Here is a 12,602-nt window from a genome sequence, read left to right as displayed (position 1 = left end):
ACCCCCTGAGGTATATTTATATTTAAAAAATTTTATTTTTCTATATTTCCTTGCCACTCTAACATACCTGGAATGACATTTTTCACGTTTGAAAAACCTCTCTCTTTCAACACTTGGCAAGCTACATCACTACGGTTACCAGTTCGGCAAACAACATAAATTGGTTTCGCACTGTCTAACATAGCACTATCTATTTCACCTAATGGAACCGAAATGGCAGATGGAATATGACCAAAGGCAAATTCCGCCGCTTCACGAACATCTACTACAATACACTCTTCACCACTTAATAATAGATCTTGCAATTCCCCATTCGTAATTGTATGAGGATACTTCACAACTTCATTTACTTCATGTTCATGGGATTTTCGTACATAATGCTTTAATATATCTCCCTCTTGTTTCGTTCCGATATATTGATGCCCTACTTTACTTGACCAACTTTGAATATCTAGCATAGAACCTTTATCTGTCGCCTCTATTTCAATAACTTGCCCTGATGCCAACCCTTCCATCGCCTTTTTTGTCTTCACAATTGGCATCGGGCAAGCCAAGCCTTTACAGTCTAAATTCATATCAACTTTTATACTCATAATCATTTCCTCCCTAATTAGCATACATATACCTGTAGGGGTATAATAAAATGTTTTTGAAAATCTGTCAACACATACGTTTGACAGATTATCGGCTTTTTACAAGTAATTGAACGGCTTCTTTAATTAACTCTTCATTTGAACCATTACCTGTTTCAAACTGCTCGCGCAAACATTGCTCTAAATTTGTTCCAACAACGAGTCCAATTGTACGATCAAGTGCAGAACGGGATGCAGTTAACTGTGTAATAACATCTCGGCAATCTTTTCCCTCTTCCATCATGCGAAGCACACCACGAACTTGACCTTCAATACGTTTCAATCTATTTTTCATATCTTGATTATATTCCACTGTAGACCACCTCCGTAATTATACCTATATTATACATTACTTTGTAACTTTGTATAACATCATATACCCTTAAGGGTATATTGTAAAGTGGTTTATTTTTTTGAAATCTCCTAGAGTATAGTAAAAATGCAAAAGCCACTGATTTCATTGGCTTTTGCATTTCTCAACTACACTACTTGGTAGTCCAACTAATTCATTTCATTTACGAATCAAGGAATCAACCGTTTTATTATCCTACTTCTTATAATCTCTTTGTAAAACTATAATCCATTTCTCCACCTAACGCTTCAGGTGTATCACCAGTTTCTCTAAAATCATGTGTATAAATTTGTTCAAATGAACCGAAATCTACTTGCTTATAAAATTCGAAACAAGGGAATCCATCATGTTCCCCTTGAATATCGATACTACCATCCTTGTTCACACATACAGTTAATAAATAGTCCACAGGAGGGGCATACACATTTAACGGATTACTAGCGCTTGCACTCATTTTGAATTGCACACCATCAGAATTCCATGAAATATCCGTACAAACAATATTTTCAGTACTCGCTTTTCCTGTTCTTTTATTCACAGAACCATCTGGATTTGTGACCTTCTCTGTCGTAATACCCGTGTTTGCATATGAAAACACTTCTTCTTTATAAAAGTCCACTACTACCTCTTGCTCAACTCTAGAGCGCATAGTATTTACCGCATGTGGTGTAAATTCACGTGAATCACCTTCGAACTGGATTACTTTCCCTGTTTGTGCATCCTTCCGCGGTTCTGTCCAAGACATTGGAATAAATACACTGGCTCTAATTTTAACGATATTCGTCATAAGAAACACCCCTGTAATTCTAATTTTATATACTGCATACTATTGAATAAAATAGACCACAATTTCAATCCTAGAACCAATAGCTTTCTCTTTTACGTTTGCTACTTCCTTCTAAAAAATAGCACTATATTTATATCTAGATTTTCGTTTTAAAGCTATATTCCATTTCTCCAGCTAGTGCTGCTGGGGTATCATCCGTTTTCCTGAAATCATGTGTATATATTAATTCAAATGAACCAAAGTCGATTTGTTTATAAAATTCATAGCAAGGAAAACCATCATGTAAACCTTCAACATGCGCAGTACCACTTTCATTAACTCGTATAGTCAAAAAATAATCAGCTGCAGGTGCTGCCGCGTTTAACGGATTACTTGCACTTGCTCTCATTTCAAATGAAACTTCATCTTCACTCCATACAATATTTGTACATGCAATGTTTTCTGTACTTGTTTCTCCTTTTTGATACTCAATTGAGCCATCTGGATTTGTAATTTTCACAGTAACGATACAAGCATCTGCATATGTGAAAATTTCTCTTTTATAAAAATCAACAACCACTTCTTGTTCTAATCTTGAACGCTTTGTGTTCACAGCGTATGGTGTAAATTCACGTGCATCTCCGGCATATTCAAACACTCTTCCCGTCGCAGGATCCTGAATAGGTTTCAGCAAAGCATACGGTGCAAATACACTCCCTCTAATTTTAACGATATTAACCATGTGAAACCTCCATAATTCATTGATTTTATTTAGATAAATCATTATTTGTTCTATTACTATTATATAGTCAATTTGATTGACTATATCCTGTATAGTACAATAGATTCTACTTATAGTCAATTTAATTGACTATAAGTAAGGAGGTTATATACATGACTCATCAAACACTTAACGAACTAGATCTTACTTCACTTTTATCACTATCCTTCAGTACATTAATTACTGAACTACACGACAAATTAAGTGAATTGGGATTTGAAGATATTAGGCCCGCACACGGTTTTATGTTCAAACGTATCCTTCCTAATGGAGCAACCGGTATAGAACTAGCTGAATATTTAGGGGTTTCAAAACAAGCCATAAGTAAAATGGTAGATTCTCTTGAGAACAGTGGTTATGTCACGCGCCAAACGCATCCTACTGATAAAAGAGGTAAAATTATTGTTTTAACCGAGCGTGGTTTAGCAGTAATGAAAGCAAAAGAAGAAATAGTAGCTGAAATAGAACAACGATGGATTGCAAACATAGGTGCAGAACGAATGCAAATGCTTAAAGAGGATTTAACAACATTCGTTACTAAAGAAAATACAGGAAAATTATCATCGAGCATACGACCTGTTTGGTAAACAAAAACTCCATATAATAAAAAAGAACGGACATAGCATTTCTATGTCCGTTCTTTCCATCACACATACTTCCGATGCACCATCTTCCCATCATAAGAAAACACAACGCCCTTACTCTCCACAATCGACTCCATATGCACTGTTCTTCCCCATAGCTGATGAAGATACGGTAATACTTTTTCTAAGTATTTTAAATCTAACTCAATTCCTTCATAGCTATGTTTAATGTACAATTCCCCATTCTTTAAGTAGTCTCCATCTTCTACTACTAAGTACGGGAAACCTCCATTAGTACGCATATTTACAAGTTGATCACGCACATGCTCCCATTCTTTATCAATTACTTTATATTCTTTTCCTTGGCGCTGGAATAAGTACATATCTTCTCTCATTACAAGTTTTTTATTTAAATAGTTTCTTAGGAACGATACATCCCATTCAATTTCCCGTACTTCAAAGATTTTGTCACGACCAGAACCAGGTTTCACACCGCGTCGTTTCATTTCTTCTGTCGGGTTGTTATAGCGCTCTTCAATATCTTCGAACATTTTAATACCGAGGTAGTATGGATTAATACTTGTTTTTGATGGCTGTACGACACCTGCATTTAATTTCGCAAATTCAATTGCTTCACCAGATGTTAAGTCCATTTCACGAAGTATGCGTTGATGCCAGAAGGAAGCCCAACCTTCATTCATAATCTTCGTTTCAAGCTGTGGCCAGAAGTATAACATTTCTTCACGCATCATCGTTAATATGTCGCGCTGCCACTCTTCTAGCTCACGGCTATATTCTTCAATAAAGAGGAGTAAATCTTTTTCTGGCTGCGGTGGGATTTTCTTCTTTTTATGCATATTAGGTCGTTCTCTCTTTTTGTTTCGATCATCTAAATTCCATAAATCATCGTACTGTGATATCTTTTTCTTTTCTACATCCTCTTCTAAATCTTCAATACTCCATGCAAGTTTCGGACGCATAAGCGATGGATCAATATGTTCTTGAATGGCAAGTACGGCATCTAAAAATGTTTCTACCTCTTCTCTTCCATACTTATGTTCATACGCCTTCACACGATCTGCTGTCGCTGCCATACTCTCCACCATATCGCGTTTCGTATTAGAAAAACGAATATTATTTTTGAAGAAATCACAATGTGCTAAAACGTGCGCCACGATTAATTTATTTTGAATTAAAGAATTCGTATCTAATAAAAAGGCGTAACATGGATTAGAGTTAATAACGAGTTCATAAATTTTACTAAGTCCTAAATCGTATTGTAATTTCATTCTGAAAAATTGCTTTCCAAAACTCCAATGCGAAAACCTCGTCGGCATCCCATATGCACCAAATGTATAGATAATTTCCGCTGGACATACTTCATAGCGCATCGGATAAAAATCAAGACCAAATCCAGTCGCAATTTCCGTAATTTCAGCAATCGCATATTGTAGTGCTTTATCATCACTTGCTCTCATTATTTTCCCTCCTTACACTTTCCCTTAAGAAAGTGTATGATGAGGAACAAGCTTTCATGAGGATTGATTGCATAATAAAAAGACACCCTCTAAAAAAACGAGAATGCCTCTTTCTAATTAACCTTCAATGATCTCCATCTTCTCCGTAATCGGTGTACGAGCTTTTCCTTCTGGTGCTTTATCGAAATAGCCGATATGAAGAATTCCAATGATGCGTTGACCTCTTGTTAAACCGATTCCTTCTATAAATAGTGGATTGTAGTTTAATCCACCTGATTTCCAAACGCATCCTAAGCCGCGTTCCCAAGCAAGTAATTGGAAGTTTTGCATAAATGCACATGTTGCAGCGTAATCTTCGTCACGTTGAATTTGACGCGGATCTTCATTAATGTAAACAACGATTTGTGCAGGTGTGCTTAAGAAACGATCAGATAAAATTTTGCCGCGTTTCGCTCTTTCTTCTTCTGTGAAAGAGTTTAGTACTGCGTCCACTAATTTCTGACGGCCTTCTCCAATGTATAATTTACAATTCCATGGTTCACGGTGTTTATGATTCGGTGCCCATGTTGCGTCGTTTAATAGTTCAATTAATAGCTCTTTTTCTACTGCTTTATTTGTAAATGTACGAACAGAGCGTCTTTCTTTAATAACATTTGCGATGGAAGTATATGTAGTCATATTTTTCTCTCCCTTATTTTTATCTATATGTATAATTCCGTTATTGATATTGATTTTCAATTTCGATTATAACCTAGTTTTTCACTATTAATCAATGTTTTATGTTGGAAAACAGCTAAAAAATTAATTTCTCGTTGTGAATAAAAAAACTTAGTGTGTTCACAAGTTTTTCATATTTTATGGAAATGATATGTGTAAGTTTTCCACATTACCCATCTAGGAGGAGTTTATATGTACAAGAAAATCGCAGTAAGTATGACTATGGCAGCATTATTGTGCGGGATATCTGTCTTTCCTGCTTCCGCTGCCACGCCAAAAGAAGTAACAATGCACCATCATAAGCCTATTTCAGAAGAAGAAATGCAGTCGCTCGAAAAACTCGGCTATAATAAACATGAAATTTGGAAAGCTTCCCACATTGCAAGAATAAGTAAAAAAGAAATTAAGGACGTTTTAGCTTACTATAAGCAAAATAAATCTTGGGAGAAAACAGCCGAGCATTTCGGTGTAGACCCAAGTAAATTGAAAAAGCATCATATGAATAAAGAAACGAAAAAAGCACTACTGCAAAAATTAGCAAATATGCAAAAGTCCACACCAGATGGACTGAAACAAAAAATGAAAGAATATAACATCGGCTTACGCCAACTTACCGTGTTAACAATCATCTCTCAAAAAAGTAATACCCCTCTTGACGATGTACTAAAAATGAAAAAAGATGGGATGGATATTAAACAAATTGCGGAAAAATTAAATGTTAAAAAAGAAGATATACGGGCAGAAATGATTAAATTAGTGAAGTCTATTAAAGAAAAGAAAACAAATTAGCCTGTCAAAAAGGAAGAGATATTCAATACTCTTCCTTTTCTTTATACCGCTATTTGTGGGTAGTAAAACTCCCACCTCAAAATTCGGCTGGAGCAAAGAAGTTAGGTGGGAGTCGGGCTGCCCGTAAAATCCCGATTATTAGCCTTCACTTTATGAACTTTCAATTTTCAAGTATAAATTCCCGTCTTTCCCAAAAACTAACACAAGTAAATGATGTGTGTAAGGGGTGAGGAAATGTTCCGTGTATCATCTAAAAAGAAGAAAAAAGCACTCTGTTCTATTCCGGAGTTTATCCACACTATGAAAGAATCCAGTGATTTCGTGTCTTATAACGTAGTAGACGATGGAACATTGTGTTTGTTTTATTATAAATCTACAGCCGAATCACTCCTCATTAATCGGTTCATTTTAACACCTATAAAAAGAGAATTAGATCACATTGAAAATATAAGTGATATAGCAAATATCGTAACACTCGAGGACATCATCACCAACCCTTCTATTGATGATATTCGTGAAAAATTATTAAGTGGGTATGTACTTATTCAGCTAAAAAATGATTCTCACTCAGCAGAATATGCACTTATTCGTGCTGAAAGTTCGGTTTTAGGTACACGGTTATATAACGATACAGAGAATGAATATAGTGTCATCGGTCCAAAAGTCGGCTTCGTTGAGAATATCGATACAAATATACACTTACTTCGGCGAAATATCGTAACAGAACAATTAGTTTTCAAAGAAGTTATAGTTGGTTCTATATCAAAAACAAAGGTCGTAGTTGCTTACATCGAAGGCATTACAAATGATCAGCACGTCAATACTGCAATGCAGCGCCTACAAGGCATTGACTTTGATGTTCCTTTCGATGCGACTATGATCGAACAATTTATTAGCGATAATAGTAACTCTCCCTTCCCTGTTTTACTCCCTACAGAGCGTTTAGATCGCTCCGTTTATGCATTATTGAATGGAGGAGTTGTCATTTTAACAGACGGTTCACCATATGCATTAGCTGGACCAGCGACATTACTCGATTTCTTCGTCTCTCCAGAAGATTATTATTTACCCTGGATAGCAGGCTCATTTCTTCGAATGGTTCGCTTTTTCGGAGCAGCATTCTCGCTATTTTCATCAGCTATTTATACAGCTGTATTAACGTATCACTATCAAATGATTCCTGCGGATTTACTAGGTCCGATTATTTTTTCAAGAGCCAATGTACCCTTTCCGCCCATTTTAGAAGCACTTTTTTTAGAAATCACAATCGAATTGCTCCGTGAAGCTGGAGCACGATTACCTACAAAAGTTGGACAAACAATCGGCATCGTTGGCGGAATTGTAATTGGCCAAGCATCTGTTCAGGCTGCTTTAACGAGTACCATTTTATTAATTGCGGTTGCTTTATCAGCACTCGCTTCTTTTACAACACCAACTGTAAAAATGTCTTCTACTATCCGGATACTACGATTTCCACTTATTCTTTTAGCTGGTGCATTTGGGGGCTTAGGTCTCATTGTAGGATTCGTATTCATATTAGCTCATTTAATTCGCTTAAAATCACTTGGATCACCTTATTTATTACCTTTATATCCATTTCGCGGTTTAGGGACAGCAGAAGGTCTCCTGCGCTTACCATTTAGTCAAACTGCAGGGCGCGCCTCTTTTCTGAGACCAAAAAAGAAATGGCGCTATGATCCAAACAAAGCGAAAGAAAAACGCGATGGTGAGAAAAAATGAAAAATATTTTACTATGCTTTTCCATTATCATTTTAATTTTCCAATCCGGCTGTACACAAACGAATATAGTTGATACGCAGCGAATTATTCATGTGGGTGGATTCGATATAACGAAAGATACAAAATTCCGTGGGACGATTTTATATCCGGATTACACAAAAGGAGTGCAATCCAAACCAGAAACTCAGTCAACTACCGCTGGTACCATTGAAACAATCTCTTCACTCCTAAACGCCAAATCGCCACATACTATCGCTGTAGGTCAAATGCGTCTTGTCCTATTTGGAAAATCATTTGGCGAACGTGGAATTGGGGATGTTATTAACAACTTGCAACGTGATCCTAACATTGGCCGAGATGTGCAGCTAGCACTTGTAGATGGTTCAACAGAAAAACTACTTAAACATGTCAAAACAAATGGATCGCTATATCTGTCTGATTTACTGGAGCAAAATATAGAAACCGAGACAATCCCTCGGACAGCTTTAAATATTTTCTTATATAACTTTTATTCATCAGGTTCCGATCCATTTCTTCCTTACATTCAAGTTGCAGAAGACAAGTCTGCTTCCATTAAAGGACTCGCTTTTTTAAAAAAGGATAAAGTAGCTATGTATACAGATAAAACAGGATCTTTTTTATTTAAATTACTCATTAATCCAACTAACAATGGACGTTACGAAGTTCCGATACGTCAAGGTAAACATAAAGGATTAATCGCAACTCAAAACTTATCTGGAAAAAGTTTTTGTTCCCTTTCCCAAAACGGTGACATTCCGAAAGTTAACATCCACTTAAAATTAAATGGACTCATAAAAAACGCTCCCGACTGGCTTGATTTATCAAAAAATAAAAACATAACTTATGTAAAAAAACATGTGGAGAACACACTTGAAAAACATTTAAATGAATTAATAAAACAATTTCAAGAAAAAGAAATCGATCCAATCGGGATACGTGAAGAAATTCGTAGCCACTCAAGAAAATGGAGTATAAAACAAATTCAAGAAATGTATCCTAGCGTAGAGGTTGCCGTTAATGTGCAAATTAATGTCGTTCAATCTGGTATCGGAGAATAATGAGGTGCTAAAATGGCTGAGCAAAATAAAAAGAATACTGTTTCCCCTTATTTCGCATTTCTTCTATTACACTCCCTTCAAATCGGAGTAGGTGTGTTAGGATATCAACGAATTATTGCGCAATATGCTGGCTATGATGCTTGGATTTCCCTTATTGTTGCAGGTATTGCAACTCATATCGTGCTCTTTTGCATGCTTAAAATGTTAGAAAAAGATAATGATTTAATAAATATTCATACGACATGTTTCGGAAAGTGGATTGGAACCTTTTTTTCCGTGTGCTTTGCCGCATACCTTCTATTATTTTGCCTTACTGTTCTTCGTACATATATTGAAGTCATTCAAGTTTGGGTCTTTCCTACAATTAAACCGTGGAAATTAACTTTACTATTTTTACTTGTGACTTACTACGTAATTAGAGGCGGCTTTCGCTCTGTAACAGGAATATGTTTTTGGGGCGTCGTAATACCGATTTTCGTACTATTTTTCTTAGTTTTCCCGATGAAACATGCACATGTCCGTAACATTTTCCCGATTTTTACTCATTCACCTTTAGACATTCTATATTCAGCTAAAGCATCTGCATTAGAATTTCTTGGATTTGAAGCAATCCTTATTTTTTATCCATTTATTAAAAAAGGAAAATCGTTAAATAAATGGGCACATAGTGGTATTGTTTTTACAACCATTCTATACGTAATATTAGCGATCGTGTCCCTTATGTACTATAGCCAAGGACAACTACATCATACTATTTGGCCTACATTAACAATGTTAAAAATTATTAAAATCCCTTTTATTCAGCGATTTGAATACATAATTATTTTCGTATGGTTCCTTATTATTTTACCTAACCTTTGCTTAACGATTTGGTCTTCTTGTTGCATTACTAAGAAATCTTTTCGCATACCATTTAACATTGCACTGCCATTTTTTATCGCAACTATATTTATTTCATCCTTATTTTTCACAAACCGCGAAAGTATCAATACATTAAATACTGTACTGTCTCAAGCTGGTTTATATATTGTATACGCTTATATCCCAATCTTATTTCTATTCCATTCACTACGATGGCGCTTCAAAAATAAGTCGAAAGAATCTTCACCCGACACACCATGATATTTGATACAATTTGATTAATACATGTGTAAAGGGGACAAGCGTATGAAGAAATATGTATTTTCTTTACTTGCAGTACTGAGTTTAATTCTTGCTGGATGCGGGAGTACTGGTACAAATGAAAAAAAATCATCTGAATCAAAAGAAGAGCATGACCATGCATCACATACTCAGCAAGCTGACATTCAAGAAAAGACAAAAGGAGTCGATACACTTCCGGCCTTCCTAGACAAACTTGATCCACAAATGAAAGACATCTATACTGTCGCTGGACAAAATGCTGAACTATTGGATTGGATTCCTTGTTACTGCGGGTGTGGTGAAAGTGTAGGACATAAAAATAATAAAAATTGCTTTATTCGTGAAATTAAAAAGAATGGTGAAGTTGTTTGGGATTCCCACGCAACAACTTGTGTCAACTGCCTAGAAATCGCGTTTGAATCGGCTTCCATGAAACAAAAAGGAAAATCAACGCTCGAAATTCGTAACTATATCGACAATAAATACAAAGAAGGCTATGGCAAGCCAACACCTACGCCAATGCCAAAAGCATAAAAACGAGGAAATCCCTCGTTTTTCTCTTTTCATTCACCTTTTTTCTTAACAAATTCTTTCAAGTGTATTTCTCCTTACTTGTCACACACTATATATAACTCCTCGGTAAGGAGGGTACACAGTGCAAACATATAACGACTATGATAAAGCTCTCTATTACACGTATTGCTGTAATTGGGATAAATTACTCGTTCTCATGGTTCAAACGAACGATCAATTATTTTCTAAGCGTATTGAGCATTTTTTATACGCTTATCAATACAGTAAAGAACTACCAGAAGTTGATAAACAATTGCAGCTCCTATTTCAATATATTGACCACGCATCCCAAAAGTCACATGTAGAAGAAGTAGAGCAAATTCAAATGTAAAATATAGCGCTATTCTCTTTATGAGAATGGCGCTTTTTAAAATGTTCATATCAATAAATGTTTCTCCTCATAAAACTTTTATTGATAAACATATTTTTTCTTTCTTTTCCCTACTACTTCATACTATAATTTAGTATGTAACTATTATAAGTGAGGTATAAAATATGGGACGAGAAAAAAAGCAAGAATATGCTTTACTTACTGCATGGGGAGCTTCGTTTATTGCTACATTAGGAAGTCTATACTTTTCCGAAATTATGAAATTTGAGCCTTGTGTCCTTTGTTGGTATCAACGTATTTTTATGTATCCATTTGTTTTATGGCTCGGTATCGCTGTAGTAAAGAAAGACTATCGCATTGCAAGTTATTCTTTACCAATCGCAAGTATTGGTGCTTGTATTTCTTTATATCACTATGCAATTCAAAAAATCGCAGCATTTTCAGCTGCTGGGGCAGCTTGCGGCCGCGTACCTTGTACGGGAGAATACATAAACTGGTTCGGCTTTGTGACAATCCCGTTTTTAGCACTTATCGGCTTTATCACAATCGCTATTTGCAGCTTTATTGTAATTAAAAACAAATAAGGAGATGAAAGAATGAAAAAAATGCTTATATTTGGCGGTATTATTATCGCCTTGTTTGCAGCAATTTTCGCTGTAACACAAATGGAAGAAAAAAATGCTTCAACAAGCCAAAAAATTGATAATGCTACTAGTCAAACAGATGGTTCTGACTACTACACAAATAAAATCTCTCTTTCAGATCTCCAAAAGAATTTAAAAGAGAAAAAAGAAGAAACAGTATACTTTTATCAAACATCTTGCGTTCATTGCCAAAAATTATCTCCTATCTTAGTACCAATGGCTAAAGACTTGAATGTTGATATGAAAGTTATGGATATTGAAAAATTAGATGCTCCTTGGGATGAATATAAAATTAAAGGAACTCCAACAATCATTCATTTTAAAGATGGTAAAGAAGTGAGCCGTATTAGCGGCGAACAACCGGAAGACAAATTAAAAGAGTGGCTTGAGCAAACGAAAAAATAATAAGAAAAGGAAACTCCTTCTATACATGAAATGCGTGTAAACTCCCACACTAATGTATAAGGAGGGGGTTTTATGCCAGAAGTGAAATGCTCTGTTTCCAATTGCTCATTTTGGGGACAAGGTAACCTTTGTCAAGCAAGTGCAATCGTTGTTCAACCTGATGCACAAGAGGCAGGTCAAATTGAAAACAGTTCATATACAAACGCTACTTTAACAAACGAGACGCTTGAAAGTTCTGTAACAACGAGTGTAGAAACGTGTTGTCATACATTTAAACCGAAATATTAAACGTAAAAGCATACGATTGTCGTATGCTTTTTTACATTCCTCTCCAAACATCATGCATCATAAAAAAGTACAAAATAACGAGAAGGACCGTCCCGCATAAAGTAATGCGCCGATATACACTCTTCTCCCCTTCCCTCGCTTTAACAAATGCCCAAATAAATCCAACGAACAATATTAAATCAATATATGGAACATAAAAGGAGAAGACGAGTAACGCATATAAATACACGATAAATAAACAAGTCGTGATTAAGAAAATTTTAAATGCAAATTCACTTTTCATAATGTGACCGCCCCCCA

General features: G+C 35.6%; 17 protein-coding genes. 10 read left to right on the top strand and 7 right to left on the bottom strand.

What is annotated here, in order from left to right; all coding sequences use genetic code 11:
* Nucleotides 1-32: 32 nt before the first annotated feature.
* The 4 genes from QCI77_RS04100 to QCI77_RS04085 form a co-directional block, all read right to left on the bottom strand.
* Nucleotides 33-593 carry a sulfurtransferase TusA family protein gene (locus QCI77_RS04100; RefSeq protein WP_002140458.1) on the bottom strand — a complete coding sequence of 187 codons (561 nt, stop codon included), beginning with the start codon at nucleotides 591-593 and terminating at the stop codon, nucleotides 33-35.
* An 88-nt stretch (nucleotides 594-681) separates the two neighbouring features.
* The gene (locus QCI77_RS04095) at nucleotides 682-945 is read right to left on the bottom strand and encodes a metal-sensitive transcriptional regulator (protein ID WP_000456201.1); all 264 of its coding nucleotides are present in this window, start codon (nucleotides 943-945) and stop codon (nucleotides 682-684) included.
* 241 nt (nucleotides 946-1,186) lie between these two features.
* Nucleotides 1,187-1,771, bottom strand: coding sequence for a DUF3238 domain-containing protein (locus tag QCI77_RS04090; protein ID WP_002140456.1), 585 nt, complete (start codon nucleotides 1,769-1,771; stop codon nucleotides 1,187-1,189).
* A gap of 136 nt (nucleotides 1,772-1,907) precedes the next feature.
* Nucleotides 1,908-2,492: a DUF3238 domain-containing protein gene (locus tag QCI77_RS04085; RefSeq protein ID WP_002029900.1), complete on the bottom strand. Its 585-nt coding sequence runs from the start codon at nucleotides 2,490-2,492 to the stop codon at nucleotides 1,908-1,910.
* A 152-nt stretch (nucleotides 2,493-2,644) separates the two neighbouring features.
* On the opposite strand from QCI77_RS04085, the gene QCI77_RS04080 reads away from it, so the two are divergent.
* Nucleotides 2,645-3,118 carry a MarR family winged helix-turn-helix transcriptional regulator gene (locus QCI77_RS04080; RefSeq protein WP_002087475.1) on the top strand — a complete coding sequence of 158 codons (474 nt, stop codon included), beginning with the start codon at nucleotides 2,645-2,647 and terminating at the stop codon, nucleotides 3,116-3,118.
* Between the two features lie 59 nt (nucleotides 3,119-3,177).
* On the opposite strand, the gene spoVR is transcribed toward QCI77_RS04080, so the two are convergent.
* Both spoVR and QCI77_RS04070 read right to left on the bottom strand, forming a co-directional pair.
* The gene (spoVR, locus tag QCI77_RS04075; RefSeq protein ID WP_002029894.1) at nucleotides 3,178-4,593 is read right to left on the bottom strand and encodes a stage V sporulation protein SpoVR; all 1,416 of its coding nucleotides are present in this window, start codon (nucleotides 4,591-4,593) and stop codon (nucleotides 3,178-3,180) included.
* A 117-nt stretch (nucleotides 4,594-4,710) separates the two neighbouring features.
* Nucleotides 4,711-5,271: a nitroreductase family protein gene (locus QCI77_RS04070; protein ID WP_044444615.1), complete on the bottom strand. Its 561-nt coding sequence runs from the start codon at nucleotides 5,269-5,271 to the stop codon at nucleotides 4,711-4,713.
* 231 nt (nucleotides 5,272-5,502) lie between these two features.
* On the opposite strand from QCI77_RS04070, the gene QCI77_RS04065 reads away from it, so the two are divergent.
* The 9 genes from QCI77_RS04065 to QCI77_RS04025 all read left to right on the top strand — a co-directional run bounded on the left by QCI77_RS04065 (nucleotide 5,503) and on the right by QCI77_RS04025 (nucleotide 12,302).
* Complete coding sequence (locus tag QCI77_RS04065; protein ID WP_113768963.1) at nucleotides 5,503-6,099, top strand: hypothetical protein; 597 nt, start codon at nucleotides 5,503-5,505, stop codon at nucleotides 6,097-6,099.
* Between the two features lie 234 nt (nucleotides 6,100-6,333).
* Nucleotides 6,334-7,839: a spore germination protein gene (locus QCI77_RS04060; protein WP_353824539.1), complete on the top strand. Its 1,506-nt coding sequence runs from the start codon at nucleotides 6,334-6,336 to the stop codon at nucleotides 7,837-7,839.
* Entirely contained in the window at nucleotides 7,836-8,918 is a 1,083-nt protein-coding gene (gerYC, locus tag QCI77_RS04055) for a spore germination protein GerYC (RefSeq protein WP_353824538.1), read from the top strand. Before QCI77_RS04060 ends, gerYC begins: the two co-directional genes overlap by 4 nt.
* A 12-nt stretch (nucleotides 8,919-8,930) precedes the next feature.
* Nucleotides 8,931-10,040: a GerAB/ArcD/ProY family transporter gene (locus QCI77_RS04050; RefSeq protein ID WP_353824537.1), complete on the top strand. Its 1,110-nt coding sequence runs from the start codon at nucleotides 8,931-8,933 to the stop codon at nucleotides 10,038-10,040.
* Between the two features lie 45 nt (nucleotides 10,041-10,085).
* The gene (locus QCI77_RS04045) at nucleotides 10,086-10,595 is read left to right on the top strand and encodes a PCYCGC domain-containing protein (protein ID WP_353824536.1); all 510 of its coding nucleotides are present in this window, start codon (nucleotides 10,086-10,088) and stop codon (nucleotides 10,593-10,595) included.
* Nucleotides 10,596-10,716: 121 nt separating this feature from the next.
* Nucleotides 10,717-10,965 carry a YhdB family protein gene (locus QCI77_RS04040; RefSeq protein ID WP_353824535.1) on the top strand — a complete coding sequence of 83 codons (249 nt, stop codon included), beginning with the start codon at nucleotides 10,717-10,719 and terminating at the stop codon, nucleotides 10,963-10,965.
* Nucleotides 10,966-11,129: 164 nt separating this feature from the next.
* The gene (locus QCI77_RS04035; protein ID WP_002140448.1) at nucleotides 11,130-11,549 is read left to right on the top strand and encodes a disulfide formation protein C; all 420 of its coding nucleotides are present in this window, start codon (nucleotides 11,130-11,132) and stop codon (nucleotides 11,547-11,549) included.
* Between the two features lie 12 nt (nucleotides 11,550-11,561).
* Entirely contained in the window at nucleotides 11,562-12,014 is a 453-nt protein-coding gene (locus QCI77_RS04030; RefSeq protein WP_353824534.1) for a thioredoxin family protein, read from the top strand.
* A gap of 72 nt (nucleotides 12,015-12,086) precedes the next feature.
* Nucleotides 12,087-12,302, top strand: coding sequence for a DUF1540 domain-containing protein (locus tag QCI77_RS04025; protein WP_002029883.1), 216 nt, complete (start codon nucleotides 12,087-12,089; stop codon nucleotides 12,300-12,302).
* Nucleotides 12,303-12,333: 31 nt separating this feature from the next.
* Here the strand turns inward: QCI77_RS04025 and QCI77_RS04020 are convergent, their stop codons facing one another.
* Complete coding sequence (locus QCI77_RS04020; RefSeq protein ID WP_002029881.1) at nucleotides 12,334-12,585, bottom strand: hypothetical protein; 252 nt, start codon at nucleotides 12,583-12,585, stop codon at nucleotides 12,334-12,336.
* Nucleotides 12,586-12,602: the final 17 nt, after the last annotated feature.

Origin of the sequence: Bacillus cereus group sp. MG9 (genome assembly GCF_040459995.1) — a bacterium.
GTDB lineage: Bacteria > Bacillota > Bacilli > Bacillales > Bacillaceae_G > Bacillus_A > Bacillus_A mycoides.
Note: the sequence above shows the minus strand (reverse complement) of the source record. Positions and strands in the feature narration are given on the sequence as shown.